We start from the raw sequence: 20,408 nt of genomic DNA, 5'->3' as shown, positions 1-20,408 counted from the left end.
GTATTTACCAATCTATTTAGCATTAGTCATAACACACTTCTTCTATACGTTTTCAATTATATGTATAGCATCTGTAAAAACACGAAACATCTTAGTAAACCTTCTAATCATGACAGGGCTTTTTAGTTTAGCCGACATCCTGTTATCAGCTTTGAGCATTCCTGTTTCATATACGTTCTTCATCAACGAATACCCACTTTTCGATAGACTTTTACCATATGTAGGATCAGAGATAGCATTTGGGTTAATTCTGGGATTGTTTGTAATTATTTCCAGGTTTTCGCTTGCCATTGCTGTCTTCTTATCGCTAATTGCCTGGTTAATACCGAATCCGCCAGCTAATACACCATCACCGTCGACCGGCTTGAATATTGCCATTATTCAAACCGTACTGCCTCAACATGTCACCAGCTACCCGGGGATTTCCGACGGGCTCCATTACTGGAAGACCCACATGATCCGCGCCCTTCGGGAAGCAAACCAGCAAAAAGTGGATGTAGCAATTTTGCCTGAATCTTCCATGCCCAGTTTCCACTCCACTGCGACACCTGTCGTTCAGGAAATACTGAACGCACGCCATTCATACCCACTCATTGCACACCATTATGTAGATACAGAAACGAATGGTATTTCAAGCCAAGTAAGATTCTGGGATCAATACAACCATGTTCAAGCTATCCACGAAAAACGAAAACCATTGCCCATCGCTGAAAAACTGATTATCCCCGGAGAGCAGGCCAGCTTCAGTCTCAAAGGTTTTACTTTGGCATCGTTTATCTGCTCAGAAAGCCTGGATGTATACAATGCGCGCTTCCGTCTATCGACAAGCGATATAGGAATAGTACTAACCAATGAAGCTGAAATAGCAGATACATATCTTCCAGAGTTACACCTGATATCAGACAAGATTCGTGCACGCGAAATGGGAACGCCAATATTAAGAGCTGGCAATATCCGCTTATCAACTTATATTGATGCAAAAGGAAGAGAAGTCGTTACGGCAAAGGACTCAAGCTGGCAAAACCTGTATGTGACAGTGACATCAAATAGTGACACCTTATACTCTTCAACTTTTGTCGCACAACACATACTAATTTTAATGACTCTCCCCATCCTGCTTATAAGAAAAGAAAAAATTCACATTACTTCCCCCCCTGTCGGTATTTACATCCTGATTATGATCTGTATGATTTACGCTCAAATTGCTTATGGATATGAGCACGTCTCGTCAGAACCACTCAAAGCGGAAACACCGTTTTACATTGATGGTTTCTTTCCGGCACGCCAACTCGGCATCAGTGACGCGACGAACATGGAGCAGTTCAGCACATATGTTGATTCCTCTCATATACCAGTTAAAGACATACCGCCTTCTCGTGGAGTGGGAATTATCAATACCATCCATGGGGAAATGTACATCACGGAGCGCCGTGGGGATCGTATTACCACACTAAGTGAAAGGGGGTTTTTAACACTTAAAAGTGCAGACCTTGAGCAAATATCGCTAAGCAAAGTGTTGTGGTACACCTATAAATCTGAAAATTAGTTGACGGAGGTCAAATGAAACGGATATCTGCCACGAATCCTATGGCCAAAAAACAGCGCGGCCAAGGCATGTCTGAATACATCATCATTACTGCATTGATTGCGGTTGCTGCAATCGGTGTATTTGCGGCTTTTGGTGACGTTATCGGTAACCAAACAGCGGCCATGGCTCAGGAAATGTCAGGCAACTCGGGCCAGAAGGATGTGGACGCAGCAAAAACCAATGCTGGACAGGCGTCTACCTACGCACAACAGAAGGATAATCTCTCCACTTACAATGGCCAGAACAACCAGTAATCGTTATTGCTGGCTGATTGTTCGCTAAGAGAGACAATATGAAACGTGTAAAGGGGCAAATACTGCCCCTTATCCTGTTTGCAATTGCCATCGGTGGCGTAATGCTGGTGATCATGTTTAACGTGACGCAAAAAGTCACTGACAAGACCATCTCCAGCAATGCTGCCGATGCTGCTGCATACAGTGGAGGGGTGTGGGCCGCGCGCCAGCTCAACTATATGGCTTATACCAACCGCGCAATGGTTGCCAACCACGTTGCGGCGGGGCACATGATTGCCTATGTCAGCTGGACACGCTACGTGGAAAGTACCACGTCCAATATCAACCAGATTGCGCGCTTTATCCCCTATTTGAATGCTGTTGTGGCAGCACTTGAAGAATATTCTACCGTTGTCAGAGAAGCTGCCGAATACACAGCCGAAATAATGATACCGGCCATTGATACCGTTAACCTTCTTTATGCCACATCCCAGTATCAAGCACAGCTGGACCTCAACCCTACACAGGTCGAGTCAATCATGCGCACCGTGGTGGAGGCACACGACCCCATCCTGCGGTTCAACAACACATCAGACCTGAACGGCAGTAGTGGTAACTCATACAAGCCCGTGATCGATGCTGCCATCACAGTTTATCGAGCAAAATTGCTTGGTGCAGTAGAGATATTGTCACCAGGAGATGACGACAACGAAATGTCCAACCTGGTGGAGCTTAGTTACGCTGGCTCAACCCGCTGGCTGAATAACAGGAAATGGCAGGAAACCCTCGTACCTGGCTTCTTCAAGCTTAAGAAAGAAGGCTCTACCCATCATGAACTGGACACAGACCTTGGATACTGGCAAGCCGATGACGCACTCAAGTTCGGCCAATGGACTCCCAAGGGCTGGAGCTGGAGCACCCTTGGTTGGGGCAGGGCAGACACTGACGAGTTTTACGAAGACTATCAGGGCATACACTCTTACGCGCGTAAGCGATCCGATCCGGATGAAGAGCTTTATATCGACCTGGTGACCTTGGCTACCAAGTTTGACAACGAAACCGTGCCCCGCACCGTGATGGATATCGACAGTAAAGGCACCGTAATCAGCGGCTACAGCAAGGCCCGACTCTACTTTGAGAAACCCGCCACCGGCTTTGCCAACGACACGCCACAGTATTCAAACTTCTACAATCCATTTTGGAAGGTAAAGCTGGTAGAACCATGGCTATGATCCGCAGTTTAACGTTTTGTTTGGCCCTGGCCAGTGCTTCAGTCATGGCGTCAGGCTCGTGCCCGGACGGCACAGTCGAGGCTGTAGAGCTGATCACCCAACATGAGACAACCCTGCTTCCGGGCTCCAAAGGACTCAATATTCGCGGCGAGGGCCGAGGTCAGGTTAAACACTATTTCAGCGTTGGCGGCGAAGAATATATACACGAAGACAGCGAGCGTCGTATCCCTACCGGTATTTTGGAAACGGGCGGGTTTGCCTATCGATGGGCCCCATTCGAAAAAGAGACCTGGCAGGTAGATGGCTACATCTATCGCTCTTCCAAAGGTGATAAACGGGACTACAACAAGCGAAGCCAAACAGCGCCTCGCGATCATAACCCCGCGGTAGCAATCGAAGAAATATCCGCCAAGACAGACAACACCGATGTATTTGCAGGCCACCGGTGCCGAGTATCAACGAAAACGATTGCGTCAGGGGCAACCGTATCCAGCTGTAGCTTAAGAATTTATGGTCGCAACACACCCATAGACTGGCAAGTTGTGCATGAGGGCGGATCAAAACAGACAAAACAGACGCTGTCACTGACCCAGAAATGTGTCGACACAACTGTATTTGAGATCCCCGAGCGCAACTGGCAGTGATGAAATCAGGGGCCATACACATGAGGAAAAATGAAACAGGCGCAGCCACTGTCGAACTCATCATAGGCTGCTTGGCGGCCATACCTTTATTCTTTGGTATCTCGCTACTCGGGAAGTACGCCGATATGCGCCACAAAACTGTCGAGGCGGCTCGCTATGTCGCCTGGGAGGATGTCATATGGCAAGGCGCAAAACAGCAAAGTGACTACCAGATTGAAGCGACCGATCGACTGATGGGGCACCGAAGCGCTTCTGTTGTCGATCGCAGTGTGCTGGACCAGCAGGGCGTATCTGAAGATCCTCTGTGGCGAGACCAGTCAACCCGAACACTGATGGTCAGCGATGGCAGTACGGTTCGCGTGAACGTCAGCCAGGAAGACAATATCGGGACAACCTCGCACCGGGCCGCTACCAGGCAGATAGCATCTCAAGCCGGTTTAGACACCAACACCGTCACGCGCTATCAAGTGTCACTGCCTTCCACCAACCGACTGCGCATTCCAAAACCGGGCCAAGCCACGACGCTTTCCAGTTTTTTTGATCCCGATCATTACCTCTCTCCGAGCGTCATGAATTTTCAAGCATCCTCGGCAATTTTAACCGACACATGGCAGGCCGATAACCTGTCGAGCTATAAACAGCGTATTCGCCGTCTGACACTGGAAGATGAACTTGACCTGGCCGTTGCACTGGGAACCCAAACATTTGGCTATTTCCCCCTGTTCAAGGAAGGATTAGACGGCGCAAATCCTGATATTGTGGCCGCTCCCGAGGCTATTCTTCAGGAGTACATACCATGAAGTGGTTGTTACTTCTTGCCTTGGCTTTACCCCCCCTTTATGCGACGGCACTGGAGCTTGATTCACCCAAGGCTCCTGCTGGCTTGCAAATGTTCTGGATCGCTGAATACATGGAATTCAACGATATTCCAATGAGTATCCGAAGCTTTAAGACAAGGGAACAAGCCAGCTCAGTCATTCCACGACTCAAAGAACACCTCGAAAACATCGGCTCAACAGTCCAAGTCACCCAAGACAACGAAGGTTGGACAACGCTGGCAACAGCCGATGAGAACCGGTTTTACAGCATTCGACTCACAAGCGGACAGACAGAAACCGAAGGCGTATACACGGTTTCCGCAAGAAGCCCTGCCAAAGAGAGCGAAACACGCTTGCCCCTGGGCTTCATCCGCATCGAAAAACAGGTTTTTTTTGATGGCCCCTCTGTTCAGGAATTTACCGTACTTGGCACTCAATCGGGTCAATCTGAAGCACTGGCAGTCGTTGAGCGCATGATGACAAACGACGGCTGGAGCACCACGCGAAATTATCGCTCCACACGCTACTTTTCTCGGCAGGAAGGGCAAGAACATGCACATGCCACAGCCCAACCGGGCGAGAAGGGCATGGGAACTCTCATTCTAATCAGTAAAGAGCTCACTAAATGAAACCTCGAAAATATGCCTCTGGCAGCAGCCTGGTGGAATATCTCGTGATAGCCAGCGTATTAGCCGGTTTGTTTTTTGGTTTGCCCGCCATCCGGAACATGCTTGAACAGCATCACGACCAGGCAGTGGAAACGCTATCCATCCCCAACTGACCATAATCTCAGGAAGTAATTATGAAGGGACGCTTGATTACCATTGCACTCATACTGTTCTCCATTTTGGCGGCCAGTGCGGCGGTGTACCTCTCAAATCAATACATCCAGAACACCCTCCAGGCCAAAGAAGCCGCAATTGACAAACAGTACGAGCCGATAGAGGTGGTGGTCGCCAACTTCGATCTTCGCCCTGGTGATGTCGTTTCTCCACGTACCGTTTCATTGCGCAAGGTACCGTCCGGATTTGTTCATGGCAGTGCCATTCGCAAAGCAGATTTCAGTGCAGTAAGCGGCTTTGCATTATCTGAGCCCCTTGGCAAGGGTGAAACGTTGCTGCGCTCACATATGTCTCAACGCAAGGGAGGAAAGTTTGCCGCCTTGATCGATGAAGGCAGACGCGCCGTGACACTCAACATTGACAACCTGTCATCCGCCGCGGGCATGCTTTCGCCCAATGACGAAGTGGATATCCTTTTGACAACCCAGGACAAGGATAAAAAGGAGCTGATGACAACACTGTTGCTGGACAACATCCGTGTTTTGGCAACAGGAGTGGAAACCTCCGAAAACCCTGCAGGCCAGGTGATCCAATACAACACCGTCACACTTGATCTGTCTCCTGCAGAATCATCCACGGTCACTCACGCTCGCAAAATAGGCGACATATCCTTCGTACTCAGAGGCGCCGAAGAACGCGGCCCCGGCTATGAGGGCGTGGTGTCCAAAACAACCATTCTCGGCAACAACCAGACAGTATCGACTTCAAGCATTGAAATCATTATCGGGGGTTAAGGAAAACCGTATGCAGACTCTTCTGAACATTTACCGTGTGCTTGTTTCATGTTGTCTCATCGCAATATCACCTGGCTTGTTGGCTGTTGAGAACACACAACCACCCACCCAGCAACTCACGGTGGGCGAGACCTATATCATCCCCGCCAAATCCTTGAAGCGTGTCGCTGTGGGCAACGGCGATATTCTTCAGGTTGAAGCGCTTGAAGAAGTGGGCGAAGTGCTTGTTATCGCTAAAGAGCCCGGTATCTCAGATGTGATTATTTGGGATCTGAATGGTAAAAAGAAGCGCGTTCTTATCAACGTAAAAGGCTACGTTGATGGCCCTACTGAAAAGGTGGTCAACGCTCTTTTCTCCGATATCGATGGCATCGAAATACGAAAAATTGACAACAGTTTTGTCATTGAAGGTACCGCTTCAACCGTACGCGAGCATGAGCGTATTCAGGCAATAGCCGAGGCCTACTCCAATATATACTCACTCGTTTTTCCACCTGAATTCGAGCACAAGCAAACCGTACTCATCCACGCCCAGTTCCTTGAAGTTAACCGTAACGCACTGGAAGAGATCGGTATCAACTGGTCAGACGCCATCAATGGGCCGGTTTTTTCATTCCTGGACGACTACTCAACAAACAACTACTTCCGCGGAACCGGCTTACCGGGTAACGCGATTCTGAACCCCGCTCTTTCTGACCTGCCCAACGCCATCTCCGGCTCACAACAATACTTTGGCTGGTCGACTTCGCTGACGTCCGCCATCAACCTGTTGAAAACCAATGGTGACGCCAAATTACTGGCAGAGCCAACGCTCTCCTGCATCAGTGGCGGCAGCGCTGACTTCCTGGCGGGCGGTGAAGTCCCTATCCCTGTTTCAGGTAACGATGGTGAAGTCACTGTCATATTCAAAGAGTTCGGCATCAGCCTTAACATTCAACCACTTGTGGATGAGTCCGGTTATATCCAAACAGAAGTCGCGATAGAAGTCAGCGCGGTGGATGAGAGCGTCAGTGTTTTAGGTATTCCCGGCTTCGCCTCACGCAAGGCCTCCACCGAAATGCATGCGGAAAGCGGCCAAACCATCGTACTGGCCGGGCTGTTCAGCCAAGAAGGCTCAAAGTCTGTCGATAAGGTTCCTGGTCTTGGTGACCTGCCCATCGTGGGAGAACTGTTCAAGTCCCGTGCGTTCCGTAATAACGAATCCGAACTCATTGTGCTGGTCACACCGCGCATCGTTGATAACCAGGCCGAGAGCGAAAAAGGAATGAAGCTCTTCGAGCGTCTGCAGCAGGAATCAGACGATGCTCTCAAATTCAGCATCATGGATTAAGCAATGTTTACGTTAGAAATAAACTCAGCCTCTGAGTCGCCTCAACGACGGGAACTGGACCCGGGTGTGTACAAGATAGGCCGATCTATCTGGTCTGATATCCGCATCAAGTCGAGTACATTACTCAAGCACCACATGACACTCGCCGTACAGGAAGACGGATTCAAGCTGATCGCGTTCGGTGAATTAGAAGTCAATGGGCGTCCGGCTCAAAGCCTGATTACTCCCAAATCCGGTACCCGTTGCCGCGTGGGAGACGTAGAGCTGGTCTTCATTCACCCCTACAAGACTGCGGAAGAGCTTCTGGACGAGTCTGATAGCCGCTACGAAGAAAGCCGGGCTCAGGTCCAACCGGAAAAGCCCAAAGAGGATAGAGAGATACCGGCGACAATATCGCCTGTAGCCCCTACGGTCAGCCCCAGTGCTCAAGATATAAAAGACTCTCAAGCCTGGATTGCGACCAAGAAGGCACTGCAAAAAGCGATCCTGGAAAAAATGGACCTGTATAAACGTGGCATCATCGACGGATTGAACGATGAAGACTTGCGTGCCGAGGCCACCGATACTGCTCAGTCCATCCTGGCCAGCCAGCATATCGAAGTACCCGCACATCTGAACAAGCGTCTTCTGATTCAGGAAACCGTAGCTGAATCCATTGGTTTGGGGCCGCTTGAACCACTGTTGGCTGACAACACCGTCAGTGAAGTCATGATTAATGGCCCAGACCAGATTTACCTGGAGCGCAATGGCAAAATCGAGCGCTCCTCCACCCGCTTTACCGGCAACAGCTCTCTACTGAGCGTGATTGAGCGCATTGTCTCGCCGTTGGGGCGTCGTATCGATGAAGGATCGCCCATGGTAGATGCCCGTCTAAAGGACGGCTCTCGCGTGAATGCAATTATTCCACCGCTGTCACTGATCGGCCCGGTTGTCACCATCCGAAAATTTTCCGCTGAAAAGTACAACCTGGACAAACTCGTCGGTTTTGGCTCCCTCAGCCCAGAAATGGCGCGCTTCCTGGAAATTTGTGTACGCCATCGCAAAAACATCGTCGTCTGTGGCGGCACTGGCTCAGGTAAAACGACATTCCTTAACGCCCTGTCAGATTGCATTCCCCACTTCGAACGCATCATTACCATCGAAGACGCCGCGGAACTGCAGCTGGCACAGGAACACGTTATTTCACTGGAAAGTCGACCCGCCAACGTAGAAAAAACCGGAGAAGTCACCATCCGCGATCTGGTAAAGAACTCTCTCCGAATGCGCCCTGATCGCATCATCGTTGGCGAGTGTCGCGGAGCTGAAGCCCTCGACATGCTTCAAGCCATGAACACCGGCCACGAAGGCTCCATGACCACGGCACACTCCAACTCACCACGAGACCTGCTGTCACGGCTTGAAGTCATGGTGCTGATGAGTGGCATGGACTTGCCGGTTCGCGTCATACGCGAGCAGATCGCCTCGGCGGTAGACATTATCGTGCATCAGTCCCGCTTTTCAGACGGACGCCGTCGCGTCACATCCATCGTGGAAGTCGATGGCATGGAAGAAGATGTCGTACTGATGCAAAAGCTGTTCGAGTTCCGCCAAAGCAGTATTGATGCAGACGGTCGCCTTCATGGCGAATTCAAAAGTTTGGGTATTGCTCCACGTTTTTATACCGAGCTTCAAGAGGCCGGTGTCGAACTGGACCGCTCAATATTCATGTCCACAGCCAACGAAACCAGCACCTGCTGAGAGCCACCAGATTCAGGGATGAAACCATATGGGCAACATGATCAGGACGCTTACACACCGTATCCGTGAACGCGGGGCCGCCGCCGTTGAATCGCTGATCGCGCTGCCCATTGTCATCATACTGATGATGGGCGCAGCCGAGTGGGCCCGCGTCTACGAAGCCAAGACAACTCTCGACCATGCTGCCGTTCAGGGTGCTCGGGCCGGTGCCGTCGATCACGCCCAACCGTCTGCCATCCAACAGGGCATTGCACGGGGCATGTTACCCTTCTACGCCCCGCGGTCCGGTAACCTTATCCAGACACAGGCTGAACTGGTCGCCACACTCGGCACTCAGTCGCGCCTGCGTATTCTCAACCCCACGCCAGAAACCTTCGACGACTTCGGCCTGACCGAAAACGGCCGTCGCGTACTGCCCAACAGTGACCTGAAAAACCGCAGTACCGCTATCGGCGCCAGCAGTGGTCTGAATATCCAGGATGCCAACCTGCTCAAGGTGGAGACCACTTGGGGCGTCGAGCTGCGCATGCCGTTCATCCGCCAGGTGATCAGCTTTATCGGCCAGGGCACAACCACACCCGGCAGCTTTGAACACCAGCTGTACCGCAACGGAATGATCCCGGTCAGTGCCACCACGCTGGTGCGCATGCAGAGCGAGGCCTGGGAGAACAGCCTGATGGTCTCCATTGCTGACCAGGGCACCGAGCGTACACAGGGGGGGCCACAAGAACAGCTGGCCACCGGCGGAACGTCAACCCCCTGGGGCGGCCAAACAGGCTACGACGGCAGCCTGGCCTCCAGTTATGTACCCGATCATCTCGGCAACGGCTCTGACTTTGCGCACCCCGACTGGGCCGATGGCCATGGCCAGGGTGGAACAGGTTCGGATCTTGATACCGGTGACACCGGGGGCAACAGCGATACTCCTCCTTCGGATACCGGCAACGAAGACAGCAACCCACCAGGCACCGATACACCCAAAGGGCCTGAGTGCCAAACCACGTGGGATGATCCCAAGTATCAGGTGGAAGAGTGCGACAGCTGGTATTGCAGGGGCATCGGTGAGACGTTCCATAACCTGGCCCAGGGCGTCAAAGTCGCCATCCACGTTCTCGGTGACTTCATCGAAGGCCTGATTGATGGCCTCGGTGACCAGGTCAAAGATCTGCTGGAGATCCTTGAAGATCCCTCCGTGCTGCTGGACGTCGCCAAGGCTTTCGCCACCGACCCCATCGGCACCATGGAGGAGCTAATCGGATCGGTACTCGACGATGTCGAGACCGTGATGCAGTGCGGTCCCTACGACATCGGCCGCATCCTGGGGCAGCACATCAACCCAGCCGTCGCGCTCAAGGTCGTGGGCAAGCTGGCCAAGCTCAGCGGCAACGACAGCCTCGCCCGGTATGCCGACGATCTGGAGCACGATATCGAGTGTGCCAGTTTCCCGGCCGGTACCCTGATCTGGACGCCCACAGGCCCTGTGCCCATTGAGCAGCTCAGCGTGGGCGACCGGGTTGAGTCTCGCAACACCTCAGGCTTTACTGATGCTGATCAGCCGATTATCCAGGAGCTCAGCCGCACCGCCCCCGGCTACCAGCGCATCGACACCGAGTTCGGCACCCTTACCGCCACCCCGGAGCATCCGTTCTGGGTACAGGGCAAGGGCTGGACAGAAGCCAAGGACCTGGAGTGGGAAGACCCCATCGCTACTCTGGAAGGCGATGTAGTGGCCTATGGCAACACCTACGTTGAAGAACCCACCCAGGTATACAACTTCAGCGTGGCCAACACGCCGAACTACTTTGCCGGTGAGGCGAAGGCCTGGGTGCATAATGCGAATTGCGAGGTGCCTCCTCCTCCCCGCATCACCCATATAGAGAACGTCGGGACCCAAACACTCTCCGATATTGCCGACACTCAAGTCAAAGGGATGGTGGGCGAGGCCAAGATCAACCGTATCTTGCGCGAAGAGCACAAAATGGAGCCCATGGGTAACCAGAACGTGGACTACCTCCGGGTAGAGAGCAAAAACACCTTCCAAGATGAGTTCAACGCCTATAGAGGCAGCCAGGGCATCGACGGTATCTACCGCGGCGACGACGGCAAGATCTATATCGTAGAATCCAAGGCAACCGGTGCTAAATACCCCAAAAACCCCGAAAACTGTAAAGCAGGCGGCCTGTGTATGACCAAAGAAAGCGGGCAGCAGATGAGTAAGGACTGGATCAATGCAGAGCGGTTGCGAAACGCGGGCCTTGACGATGATGAAATTAAAGAAGTACTTCAGGGCCTTGAAAAGGACAATGGAACCGTCGTGCGTCTGTATGGCGGCACCAACGCCGCCGGTAATACAAAATTCTATGAGATCCATGACCAGCCGGGCTCCACATCAAGGGTAAAAGTGGACCCTGCCGGCTCCCCATATCAGTTTTACCGATAAGGAAGGATAGACGATGAGACCGAATCGATTTTTTACTGACCTGGACACCTCTGCCAGTATTCAATGGCTGATTAATAATTCTGAAGAATTGTGCAGTGAGGTCTATATCACCCGGGAGATTGAAGAGTGTAATGGCCGCCAGGAAATACGCGTTTTTAGTTACAGAATGTCATGTTCTCTTTCCATGAACCTGCTGCGAGCGCTCTATCTCCGGGGGGACAGTATTGAGTCTTTGCGCCCTGTTTACCTGCAGGCCCGCGAGCGGTTGCGTCTTCTGGAGGAGAGTATCCATGCCTGCGGGATGGAAAAGGCCAAAATGGATATTATCAATCCGATTGAGGTCGGCATCCTCCTTGCCTTTGGCCATGCTCTGGGTGAAAGCAGGAATGAGATCGGACGTAATACCCGCGCTATGTCAGCTGGCTATGATCTCTTTATCGACCGTCTCCTGAGCATATATGACCCCACACGCCCATTAGCTGATGATATAAATCACAAACCTGTCTACAAAAACCTCTATGCGGTGTTCGATGCGCCACCGGACAAGCGCCCCGGCATGATCGCCCGCTACCTGGATCAGTGGGAAAAACTGCTGCTGAGCAATAAAATCCTGGGGGAGCTATACCCTGTACCTGAACGCCTTCAACGCGAATGGAGAGGCTTCTGGTGTTACCCCGCCGCCGCCGTGGTCGCTGCGCTGAATATCGATGACAGCAGCTTTATCGATCATGAGTTTTACCCCACCGACCTGATGCTCGCCTGCGCCCAATACCGGGGCGAGCCGGTCATCCTGCCGCCACTGCAAGAGCCGGCCTTGCCGGAACCCCCGAAACGCTCGCCGCGACGCAAGGTCGCCCCGTCGATGCTCAAGCCCTGGCAATCACTGTTCGATACACTGACCTCATCGCTGCCCAAAAGTCTGCAGAATACCCTGTGGAACGCTCTGGTTCAGTGGCTGAACGACGAGTGGGAAGAGGAGCAGTTCGATGTCGCCGATCTTCTCTGTGCCCTGTCGACGGCCCAGTGGGAGATGGAGCTGCTGCAGACCTATCGTCGCCTGGTACTGCTGCATGTGGACTGGAAGGATGACGAAAGCGCATTGTCGTTCTGTGCCGATCTGGCCCGTACTCTGGCGATCGAAGAGGCGTTCGAGCCGGACCCGCTAAGCTTCAGCAGTTCCCACCGGGTCTGGGAGGTGCTGTACCGCTTCCACCTATGGCTCAACGAGCGGGGCTTCCGGCTGATCTCGCCAGATACCGGCGACGACAGCTATTACGCGCTGGCGGTCAAAACAAAAGACGCTGATACGCTCATTACAGCACTGGAGCAGACGGGACTGAAGGTGAAGATCTTTGCCGATGATCAGCCATTTTAAGGCAGGGGAGTGACCTGTAAGTAATCGGCCTATGAACCACGAGGAAAACAGATGACCGTACAGAATGTGGGTACCCGCTGGGTTGCCAACCCGGGCAATCATTTTCAAATTTGCATTCCGGAACATTGGAAAGCATCCGGCTACCGGGATAACCCCGGCCTGTTAATCGTCCAGTCCGACGACGATAGCGTCACCCTGACCATCTCCGCCTATGCCCGCAAGCCGGATATGGATGTAGCCCGGTTTGCCGATGTACGGCTTTCTCTGGTAGACGACAACCTGCAACCGGTGAGCGACCGCTGCGAAGAGCAGGGCGTCATCTTCCAGCGTTTCGAGGGACTGGCAGAAGGTGAGCGTGTGCATGCGCACTATGTGATTGCCATCACGGATGTTCCCGGCGGCTACTTTTCATTCTCACTGGTGACCGATGCCGATAACTTCGAGCGTAACCGCGCCTTTTTCCTACAGATGCTCAGAACGGCAGATGCTATCGCTGCCCGCTAGACGAAAAGCAACGGCAACAAGCCTAATCGTCACTCATCCATCACGGCAGTTATGCTGACACCAGTGCTGGCTGTGAACCCCAAATATGGCAATAGGAGGAGGCAAAGTGGACTACTTAGAAATTACGCAAATATCGTCACGGCATAACCTCACCTATACCGAATCGACAAGGGAATGGTTTTTGGGAAATGAAAGGTCTGTGAAAGAGTGGAGAAGGCTTGCTTCTCTTCGCTTTTATCAGGACCCGAACCTGCTGCCGACATCAACCCTGCCTGTCATTCAGATTGAAAACTACAAAGGTTACGGAGCATGGTTTGATGAGCACTATACCCTGCCTGAGGGGCGTTTGCTGGACCTGTTTTCAATAGTGCTTTATGACTTTGTATCGCCCCGCCTCAAGGCATTGCTCGAAGAGGCCGCCGTTGAAGCCTACTTTACAGAGGTAGCAGTGACGATTAAAGGCGAACCCTATCCGGAGCCCTATTACTTGCTGTGCCCCAGAGATATGCTGCCGGTATTCGATGAGGAAAACTCTCTTTTTACGACAGATACAGACACTAGTGGAAAGTTAAAAATAAAGTCGGTTGAACATTATGTACTATTGAATAATGAAATACCGGAAAATCAAAAATTGTTTTATATGTATATAAATGGAAAAAGCAGTCCTTTAATGCTGCGCTCAAACATTGTAGAAAAAATGAAAAATTCAGGTATGACAGGGATAAAGTATACCCCCGTTGATGAAATGCGAAGTATATAACCGCATTGAATCAGCCAGGCTCTACGTCAAGGAGACCCAATGAGACCGAATCGATTTTTCACTGAACTGGACACCTCTGCCAGTATTCAGTGGCTCACCGATAAATCGCAGACTTACTGTAGCGAGGCTTATATTATTCAGCGCATTGAAAAATGCGATGGCCGCCAGGAAATGCGCGTCTACAGTTACGAAAGGTCATGCTCTCTTTCCATGAACCTGCTGCGAGCGCTCTATCTCCGGGGGGACAGTATTGAGTCTTTGCGCCCTGTTTACCTGCAGGCCCGCGAGCGGTTGCGTCTTCTGGAGGAGAGTATCCATGCCTGCGGGATGGAAAAGGCCAAAATGGATATTATCAATCCGATTAAAGTAGGTATGCTTCTGTCAGTTGGCCATGCTCTGGGTGAAAGCAGGGATGAGATCGGACGCAATACCCGCGCCATGTCAGCCGGCTATGATCTCTTTATCGACCGTCTACTGAGCATATATGACCCCACACGCCCATTAGCTGATGATATAAATCACAAACCTGTCTACAAAAACCTCTATGCGGTGTTCGATGCAGCACCGGAAAAACGCCCCAGTATGATCGCCCGCTACCTGGATCAGTGGGAAAAACTGCTGCTGAGTAATAAAATCCTGGGGGAGCTATACCCTGTACCTGAACGCCTTCAACGCGAATGGAGAGGCTTCTGGTGTTACCCCGCCGCCGCCGTGGTTGCAGCGCTGAATATCGATGACAGCAGCTTTATCGATCATGAGTTTTACCCCACCGACCTGATGCTCGCCTGCGCGAAATACCGGGGCGAGCCGGTTATCCTGCAGCCACTGCAAGAGCCGGCCTTGCCGGAGCCACCCAAACGTTCACCCAAGCGCAAGCCCGCGCCCGAGCTGCTTGCCTCCTGGCAGCTGCTGTTCGAACGGATGGCAGCCACTTTGCCCAAAAGCCTGCAAGCCAGTCTGTGGAATGCTCTGGTCGAGTGGCTGAATGAAGAGTGGGAAGAGGAAACCCTTGAGGCCGGCGGTTTTCTCTGCGCCTTTTCCGCTGCGCAGTGGGAGATGGAACTGCTGACCACCTACCGCCGCCTGGCCCTGCTGCACGTGGACTGGAAGGATGACGAAAGCGCCCTGAGCTTTTGCGAGGCGATCGCGCGCACTCTGGGCATTGAGGATGCCTTTTCACCAGACCCGGTTACGCTGAACCGCCCCGAGCGAGTCTGGGAGGTACTCTATACCTTCCATCAGTGGCTGGCGCCGCACGGATATCGCCTGATCGCTCCGCTCACCGGCGAGGACGCCTACTATGCACTGGCGGTCAAAACAAAAGACGCCGATACACTCATTACAGCGCTGGAACAGGCTGGGCTGAAGGTAAAGACCTTTGCCGATGATCAGCCTTTTTAATGCCGTACGGCTTTCACTGGTAGACGACAACCTGCAACCGGTGAGCGACCGCTGCGAAAAGCAACTCCAAAAAGCCTAACCTTCGCTCATCCATCACGGCAAGCTGTGTCACACTCGCTCTTTAATAAACCGGAACAAATACTCCGGGCACCCTCGCACACATTAACAGTGTCCGGAGTCATCACCCAGCGTGTCCAAAACGCCGAACTACTTCGCCGGTGAGGAAAAGGCCTGGGTGCATAATGCAAGCTATCAGATAATAAAAGCAGCAAGCATTTCAGAATTTTTAAGCAAAAATACAGAAGTATACTAAAAAATATATTACATAAAACAAGTACAGTGTTTAAAGAAGAAACCGTTTATCAGATTAAAGGGAAAGAAAATAATCCCTATTTTAAAAATAGGTGATCAGTTTTAATTGGACACTCAGCATTATGATCACATTGAGGTATTTGATAAAAGAGATAAGGTCAAAGCGGTATTGAATTTGGATGAAAATTTGAATTCAAAAAAGACAGATAAAGCAATAAGTGAAGGCCGCAGAATTCCATAGAAAGGATATTTTATGCATGAAGAACTATCAAAGACATTAGATATAATCCTAAATCTTAATAATGCATGCGCAAAAAAATAATCACTCAGGAAGAAATAAATGAGCAGAAAGATAATCTTGAAGATTACAAGATAATGTTTTTTGAAATTGAGAATATCCTGTCAAAAATAGAAAGAGATAACTTAGATTCAGTAGATGCTACTGTTGAAGCACTTGTACAGCTTCATTTGAAATATTCAGACTATATATGGCATATAGACCAAATACACGAATTAGTTAAGAAGATGATAGGCAACTATCGGAATAATTTTAAAAATCAAAATGAGAAATTCAAATCATAGTGATATATAACTAATCCAGCTTGATTTTGAGTATTATTTTGCAATACCCGGTTCAACGTGTGAGTCTCAGGTATGGCAATAGGAGGAGGAAAAGTGGACTACTTAAAAATTACGCAAATATCGTCACGGCATAACCTCACCTATACCGAATCGACAGCAAATTGGTTTTTGGGGAGAGTAGAAAGATCTGTCGATGAGTGGAAAAGTCTTGCTTCTCTTCGCTTTTATCAGGACCCGAACCTGCTGCCGACATCAACCCTGCCTGTCATTCAGATTGAAAACTACAAAGGGGAGGGAGCCTGGTTTGATGAGCACTATACCCTGCCTGAAGGGCGTTTGCTGGATCTGTTTTCAATAGTGCTCTATGACTTTGTGTCGCTCCGCCTCAAGGCATTACTCGAAGAGGCTGCCGTTGAAGCCTACTTTACAGAGGTAGCAGTGACGATTAAAGGCGAACCCTATCCGGAGCCCTATTACTTGCTATGCCCCAGAGATATGTTGCCGGTATTTGATGAGGAAAACTCTCTGTTTACGATTGAGACAGACACTAGTGGAAAGTTGCAAATAGGATCAGTCGAGCACTATGTACTATTGAATGATGAGATACCGGAAAATCAAAAATTGTTTTATATGTATATAAATGGAAAAAGCAATCCTTTAATGCTGCGCTCAGATATTGTAGAAAAAATGAAAAATTCAGGTATGACAGGGATAAATTATACACCCGTTGATGAAATGAGAAGTATATAGCCGCATTGAATCAGCCGGGCTCTACGTCAAGGAGAACCAATGAGACCCAATCGATTTTTTACTGATCTGGACACCTCTGCCAGTATTCAATGGCTGACTGAAGTGTCGCAGAGTAGATGTGGCGAAGACTACTTCATAAAAGATATTAGAAGAGTTTGAATAGTCATGTCATTAGATATTTTGATATATACAGACAAAGAAAATAAGATCATCTCTATGTCTGAGACGCTTCATAAAAGTATTTTTTCATATGATGATTATAAAAATTATAAACAATTGAGAAAAATAAAGGATTATTATTTAGCTAATGCAACTTTCTCCGGAGCCTCCCTTGCAAATTTAATAGCCGATTTTGAAAAAGTGAAAGAGCATGGAAACATGGAATTGAAAGATGAACTTATCATACTTATTGATTATTTAAAGAACAAAAATGTTAAAACTGTGCGTTTTTCTGGAGATTAACGAATCTCTATGCAATCCGTAATACAAAATTCTATGAGATTCATGAGCAGTCAGGCTCCACATCGAAGGTAAAATTAGACCGCACCGGCTCCGAATATCAGTTTTACCAAAAGGAGAGATAGATGAGGCCCAACAGATTTTTTAGCGACCTTGATATCGATACGTCATATAGTGTTCAGTGGTTAATTGATAACTCAGAAGAAGAGTGCAGTGAAGCCTATATTTTGAAATATATCGAAGAGTGCAATGGTAACCAGCAGGTACGGGTTTACAGTTATCAATACTCATGCGGCCACTCCTTGGATCTTCTACGAGCACTCTACCTGCGTGGCGCCACACGGATATCGCCTTATCACGCCACTCACCGGCGAGGACGCCTACTATGCACTGGCGGTCAAAACAAAAGACGCCGATACGCTCATTACAGCACTGGAGCAGGCGGGACTGAAGGTGAAGACCTTTGCCGATGATCAGCCTTTTTAGTGCCGTACAGCTTTCACTGATAGACGACAACCTACAACCGGTGAGCGACCGCTGCGAAAAGCAACTCCAACGAGCCTAACCGTCACTCATCCATCACGGCAGTTATGCTGACACCAGCACTGGCTGTGAACCCCAAGTATGGCAATAGGAGAGTCAAAGTGGACTACTTACAAATTACGCAAATATCGTCACGGCATAACCTCACCTATACCGAATCGACAGCGAAATGGTTTTTGGGGAGAGTAGAAAGATCTGTACGGGAATGGAAAAGACTTGCTTCTCTTCGCTTTTATCAGGACCCGAACCTGCTGCCGACATCAACCCTGCCTGTCATTCAAATTGAAAACTACAAAGGGGAGGGAGCCTGGTTTGATGAGCACTATACCCTGCCTGAAGGGCGTTTGCTCGACCTGTTTAAAGTGGGAATTTACTTATTTGTGTCTCTCCGCCTAAGGGCGTTGTTCGAAGAGGCCGCCGTTGAAGCCTACTTTACAGAGGTGGCGGTGACGATTAAAGGCGAACCCTATCCGGAGCCCTATTACTTGCTGTGCCCCAGAGATATGTTGCCGGTATTTGATGAGGAAAACTCTCTTTTTACGACAGAGACAGACACTAGTGGAAAGTTGCAAATAGGATCAGTCGAGCACTATGTACTATTGAATGATGAGATACCGGAAAATCAAAAGATGTTTTATGTGCATCTAAACGGAGGATTCAGACCTTTAATGCTGCGCTCAGATATTGTAGAAAAAATTAAAAATTCAGGTATGACAGGGATAAAGTATACCCCCGTTGATGAAATGAGAAGTATATAAACACATTGAATCAGCCGGACTCTACGTCAAGGAGACCCAATGAGACCGAATCGATTTTTCACTAACCTGGACACCTCTGCCAGTATTCAATGGCTGACCGACAGCGCAGAAAACATTGCAGTTAAGCCTATAATCGAAGAGTACAATGATAACCAGCAGGTACGGGTTTAAAATCACCTTAATAATTAGCTTCAATCAATTTATGTAATTGAGTTTGAAGATTAATCTATTCATCAGATGGCCTCCTATATAGAAAACACCATTATGAGGCATTTATTAAAATAAAGTGAGGTTTAATTGTTTGTATTAGAGGGTTTAAATATGCTTTCAGAATATGATTTACATATAGAAATAAAAGAAAAACTTGAGCTTCCAATCTATTATAGTGAGAATTTAGATGCTCTTTGGGACTGTCTCACAGGCTGGATTGATCTGCCTGTTGAAGTGGAGTGGAAGGATTTTGATTTAGTTGAAGACTCACTTGGAGATTATGCAAAAAAAGTATTTCAACTATTCCAAGAAGCTGATGGTGTTAGTATAAAAAGATCTTAACCCAACGGCGATTTTTTACTCACTCCCAAAATAACGACCAAGGTTAGAAGGTTAAATAATGAAACTTGACTGGAAAAGACTACTTCATGAGCCGATAGAAAAAAGCATAAGAAGAGGCTCTCTAATAAAGTTGAAAGATGATTCATGGTGTGATGAAGTAGTTATATTCATGATTTGTGAATGGATTGGAGATAACGATTTTCCAATTTCTATTGTAAGAATTTCCGGTAGTAAGGGTGGTATAAATCCTTTCCGTCTAATTCCAGCTACATCACTTCACCCTGGAAGGGGTATTACTGTAGGTTGGCTGATTGAAAACTGGAATGACTGGATCTGGATGGAGTCAGATGTATCAACAGCGATGATATGTCATGGACCCATCTCTTCCGATTTATTTTAAAATAATCTTGAAATACTAAGATATTTTTATAGCTAAAAATAATGCTGAGAAAGTTGAAGGCAGATAGACCCACCTGTAGTACCATCATTGGAGCTTAACTGATGATTCGTAATATTGTTAAAGAGTGGGTTCTTTTTAGGGATGCTAAAAAGAACTATGACATGAACCACTTCGATTATTTATTCGAAGGGGATTTAACAGAGCATGATTATGATTTCATACTTGAAAAAATGAATTTAAGTGATAGAACAAAATCAAGACTTATTGAGGTCAAATCATTTTCAGAAAAGATCACTCCCCCAGATGAAATCATTGAAGAAGAAATATTTTTTGATATAAAAGAAAAAATAAAAATATTGAGGGAGAATGATTTTATTGAACTGGCTAATTAAATTGAAAATATAAAGGAAGTTG

General features: G+C 49.1%; 25 protein-coding genes. 24 read left to right on the top strand and 1 reads right to left on the bottom strand.

Going from position 1 to position 20,408, the window contains the following annotated elements; genetic code table 11:
* Positions 1-42: 42 nt before the first annotated feature.
* A complete protein-coding gene (locus tag ACAM29_RS14590; protein WP_369624547.1) occupies positions 43-378 on the bottom strand; it encodes a hypothetical protein in 336 nt (111 codons plus the stop codon).
* Positions 379-454: 76 nt separating this feature from the next.
* On the opposite strand from ACAM29_RS14590, the gene ACAM29_RS14585 reads away from it, so the two are divergent.
* The 24 genes from ACAM29_RS14585 (at position 455) to ACAM29_RS14470 (ending at position 20,386) form a co-directional block, all read left to right on the top strand.
* Positions 455-1,546, top strand: a complete 1,092-nt coding sequence (locus ACAM29_RS14585; RefSeq protein ID WP_369624546.1) for a nitrilase-related carbon-nitrogen hydrolase — start codon at positions 455-457, stop codon at positions 1,544-1,546.
* 14 nt (positions 1,547-1,560) lie between these two features.
* Positions 1,561-1,842, top strand: a complete 282-nt coding sequence (locus ACAM29_RS14580; RefSeq protein WP_369624545.1) for a Flp family type IVb pilin — start codon at positions 1,561-1,563, stop codon at positions 1,840-1,842.
* 38 nt (positions 1,843-1,880) lie between these two features.
* Complete coding sequence (locus ACAM29_RS14575) at positions 1,881-3,053, top strand: hypothetical protein (RefSeq protein ID WP_369624544.1); 1,173 nt, start codon at positions 1,881-1,883, stop codon at positions 3,051-3,053.
* A 44-nt stretch (positions 3,054-3,097) separates the two neighbouring features.
* Positions 3,098-3,697 (top strand): hypothetical protein, encoded by a 600-nt coding sequence (locus ACAM29_RS14570; protein ID WP_369624543.1) that lies wholly within the window; start codon positions 3,098-3,100, stop codon positions 3,695-3,697.
* A gap of 20 nt (positions 3,698-3,717) precedes the next feature.
* Positions 3,718-4,497 carry a hypothetical protein gene (locus ACAM29_RS14565; protein WP_369624542.1) on the top strand — a complete coding sequence of 260 codons (780 nt, stop codon included), beginning with the start codon at positions 3,718-3,720 and terminating at the stop codon, positions 4,495-4,497.
* The gene (locus tag ACAM29_RS14560; RefSeq protein ID WP_369624541.1) at positions 4,494-5,144 is read left to right on the top strand and encodes a hypothetical protein; all 651 of its coding nucleotides are present in this window, start codon (positions 4,494-4,496) and stop codon (positions 5,142-5,144) included. The genes ACAM29_RS14565 and ACAM29_RS14560 overlap by 4 nt, the downstream gene beginning before the upstream one ends.
* Positions 5,141-5,296 (top strand): hypothetical protein, encoded by a 156-nt coding sequence (locus ACAM29_RS14555; RefSeq protein WP_369624540.1) that lies wholly within the window; start codon positions 5,141-5,143, stop codon positions 5,294-5,296. Before ACAM29_RS14560 ends, ACAM29_RS14555 begins: the two co-directional genes overlap by 4 nt.
* 21 nt (positions 5,297-5,317) lie before the next feature.
* Entirely contained in the window at positions 5,318-6,091 is a 774-nt protein-coding gene (cpaB, locus tag ACAM29_RS14550; protein WP_091827537.1) for a Flp pilus assembly protein CpaB, read from the top strand.
* A 10-nt stretch (positions 6,092-6,101) separates the two neighbouring features.
* Entirely contained in the window at positions 6,102-7,421 is a 1,320-nt protein-coding gene (locus ACAM29_RS14545) for a type II and III secretion system protein family protein (RefSeq protein ID WP_175527690.1), read from the top strand.
* Between the two features lie 3 nt (positions 7,422-7,424).
* Entirely contained in the window at positions 7,425-9,158 is a 1,734-nt protein-coding gene (locus tag ACAM29_RS14540) for an ATPase, T2SS/T4P/T4SS family (RefSeq protein WP_369624539.1), read from the top strand.
* A 28-nt stretch (positions 9,159-9,186) separates the two neighbouring features.
* Positions 9,187-11,598 (top strand): polymorphic toxin-type HINT domain-containing protein, encoded by a 2,412-nt coding sequence (locus tag ACAM29_RS14535; protein ID WP_369624538.1) that lies wholly within the window; start codon positions 9,187-9,189, stop codon positions 11,596-11,598.
* A gap of 13 nt (positions 11,599-11,611) precedes the next feature.
* Positions 11,612-12,973: a PoNe immunity protein domain-containing protein gene (locus ACAM29_RS14530; RefSeq protein ID WP_369624537.1), complete on the top strand. Its 1,362-nt coding sequence runs from the start codon at positions 11,612-11,614 to the stop codon at positions 12,971-12,973.
* 51 nt (positions 12,974-13,024) lie between these two features.
* Complete coding sequence (locus ACAM29_RS14525; RefSeq protein WP_369624536.1) at positions 13,025-13,477, top strand: hypothetical protein; 453 nt, start codon at positions 13,025-13,027, stop codon at positions 13,475-13,477.
* 106 nt (positions 13,478-13,583) lie between these two features.
* A complete protein-coding gene (locus ACAM29_RS14520; RefSeq protein WP_369624535.1) occupies positions 13,584-14,237 on the top strand; it encodes a DUF1629 domain-containing protein in 654 nt (217 codons plus the stop codon).
* 39 nt (positions 14,238-14,276) lie between these two features.
* On the top strand, positions 14,277-15,638 hold the full coding sequence (locus ACAM29_RS14515) for a PoNe immunity protein domain-containing protein (RefSeq protein ID WP_369624534.1): 1,362 nt from the start codon (positions 14,277-14,279) through the stop codon (positions 15,636-15,638).
* Positions 15,639-16,256: 618 nt separating this feature from the next.
* Positions 16,257-16,532: a hypothetical protein gene (locus ACAM29_RS14510; RefSeq protein ID WP_369624533.1), complete on the top strand. Its 276-nt coding sequence runs from the start codon at positions 16,257-16,259 to the stop codon at positions 16,530-16,532.
* Positions 16,533-16,625: 93 nt separating this feature from the next.
* Complete coding sequence (locus tag ACAM29_RS14505) at positions 16,626-17,282, top strand: DUF1629 domain-containing protein (RefSeq protein WP_369624532.1); 657 nt, start codon at positions 16,626-16,628, stop codon at positions 17,280-17,282.
* Positions 17,283-17,447: 165 nt separating this feature from the next.
* Positions 17,448-17,744 carry a hypothetical protein gene (locus ACAM29_RS14500; protein ID WP_369624531.1) on the top strand — a complete coding sequence of 99 codons (297 nt, stop codon included), beginning with the start codon at positions 17,448-17,450 and terminating at the stop codon, positions 17,742-17,744.
* A 246-nt stretch (positions 17,745-17,990) separates the two neighbouring features.
* Positions 17,991-18,227, top strand: coding sequence for a hypothetical protein (locus ACAM29_RS14495; protein WP_369624530.1), 237 nt, complete (start codon positions 17,991-17,993; stop codon positions 18,225-18,227).
* A 158-nt stretch (positions 18,228-18,385) separates the two neighbouring features.
* Positions 18,386-19,042 (top strand): DUF1629 domain-containing protein, encoded by a 657-nt coding sequence (locus tag ACAM29_RS14490; RefSeq protein WP_369624529.1) that lies wholly within the window; start codon positions 18,386-18,388, stop codon positions 19,040-19,042.
* Positions 19,043-19,081: 39 nt separating this feature from the next.
* A complete protein-coding gene (locus ACAM29_RS14485; protein WP_369624528.1) occupies positions 19,082-19,213 on the top strand; it encodes a hypothetical protein in 132 nt (43 codons plus the stop codon).
* Between the two features lie 126 nt (positions 19,214-19,339).
* Positions 19,340-19,594 (top strand): barstar family protein, encoded by a 255-nt coding sequence (locus tag ACAM29_RS14480; protein WP_369624527.1) that lies wholly within the window; start codon positions 19,340-19,342, stop codon positions 19,592-19,594.
* 58 nt (positions 19,595-19,652) lie between these two features.
* On the top strand, positions 19,653-19,994 hold the full coding sequence (imm45, locus tag ACAM29_RS14475; protein ID WP_369624526.1) for an Imm45 family immunity protein: 342 nt from the start codon (positions 19,653-19,655) through the stop codon (positions 19,992-19,994).
* Between the two features lie 101 nt (positions 19,995-20,095).
* Positions 20,096-20,386, top strand: coding sequence for a hypothetical protein (locus ACAM29_RS14470; protein WP_369624525.1), 291 nt, complete (start codon positions 20,096-20,098; stop codon positions 20,384-20,386).
* The last annotated feature ends 22 nt before the right edge of the window (positions 20,387-20,408 follow it).

Source organism: Marinobacterium sp. BA1 (assembly GCF_041155135.1).
Classification (GTDB): domain Bacteria; phylum Pseudomonadota; class Gammaproteobacteria; order Pseudomonadales; family Balneatricaceae; genus Marinobacterium; species Marinobacterium iners.
The sequence above is the reverse complement of the archived record's forward strand: the minus strand, read 5'-3'. Positions and strand labels throughout refer to the sequence as shown.

Coding starts and splice junctions, on each gene's coding strand:
- ACAM29_RS14590 (WP_369624547.1), bottom strand. CDS start 378: ATGGCAATATTCAAGCCGGTCGACGGTGATGGTGTATTAGCTGGCGGA.
- ACAM29_RS14585 (WP_369624546.1), top strand. CDS start 455: ATGATCCGCGCCCTTCGGGAAGCAAACCAGCAAAAAGTGGATGTAGCA.
- ACAM29_RS14580 (WP_369624545.1), top strand. CDS start 1,561: ATGAAACGGATATCTGCCACGAATCCTATGGCCAAAAAACAGCGCGGC.
- ACAM29_RS14575 (WP_369624544.1), top strand. CDS start 1,881: ATGAAACGTGTAAAGGGGCAAATACTGCCCCTTATCCTGTTTGCAATT.
- ACAM29_RS14570 (WP_369624543.1), top strand. CDS start 3,098: ATGGCGTCAGGCTCGTGCCCGGACGGCACAGTCGAGGCTGTAGAGCTG.
- ACAM29_RS14565 (WP_369624542.1), top strand. CDS start 3,718: ATGAGGAAAAATGAAACAGGCGCAGCCACTGTCGAACTCATCATAGGC.
- ACAM29_RS14560 (WP_369624541.1), top strand. CDS start 4,494: ATGAAGTGGTTGTTACTTCTTGCCTTGGCTTTACCCCCCCTTTATGCG.
- ACAM29_RS14555 (WP_369624540.1), top strand. CDS start 5,141: ATGAAACCTCGAAAATATGCCTCTGGCAGCAGCCTGGTGGAATATCTC.
- cpaB (WP_091827537.1), top strand. CDS start 5,318: ATGAAGGGACGCTTGATTACCATTGCACTCATACTGTTCTCCATTTTG.
- ACAM29_RS14545 (WP_175527690.1), top strand. CDS start 6,102: ATGCAGACTCTTCTGAACATTTACCGTGTGCTTGTTTCATGTTGTCTC.
- ACAM29_RS14540 (WP_369624539.1), top strand. CDS start 7,425: ATGTTTACGTTAGAAATAAACTCAGCCTCTGAGTCGCCTCAACGACGG.
- ACAM29_RS14535 (WP_369624538.1), top strand. CDS start 9,187: ATGGGCAACATGATCAGGACGCTTACACACCGTATCCGTGAACGCGGG.
- ACAM29_RS14530 (WP_369624537.1), top strand. CDS start 11,612: ATGAGACCGAATCGATTTTTTACTGACCTGGACACCTCTGCCAGTATT.
- ACAM29_RS14525 (WP_369624536.1), top strand. CDS start 13,025: ATGACCGTACAGAATGTGGGTACCCGCTGGGTTGCCAACCCGGGCAAT.
- ACAM29_RS14515 (WP_369624534.1), top strand. CDS start 14,277: ATGAGACCGAATCGATTTTTCACTGAACTGGACACCTCTGCCAGTATT.
- ACAM29_RS14510 (WP_369624533.1), top strand. CDS start 16,257: ATGCGCAAAAAAATAATCACTCAGGAAGAAATAAATGAGCAGAAAGAT.
- ACAM29_RS14500 (WP_369624531.1), top strand. CDS start 17,448: ATGTCATTAGATATTTTGATATATACAGACAAAGAAAATAAGATCATC.
- ACAM29_RS14495 (WP_369624530.1), top strand. CDS start 17,991: ATGGTAACCAGCAGGTACGGGTTTACAGTTATCAATACTCATGCGGCC.
- ACAM29_RS14485 (WP_369624528.1), top strand. CDS start 19,082: ATGAGACCGAATCGATTTTTCACTAACCTGGACACCTCTGCCAGTATT.
- imm45 (WP_369624526.1), top strand. CDS start 19,653: ATGAAACTTGACTGGAAAAGACTACTTCATGAGCCGATAGAAAAAAGC.
- ACAM29_RS14470 (WP_369624525.1), top strand. CDS start 20,096: ATGATTCGTAATATTGTTAAAGAGTGGGTTCTTTTTAGGGATGCTAAA.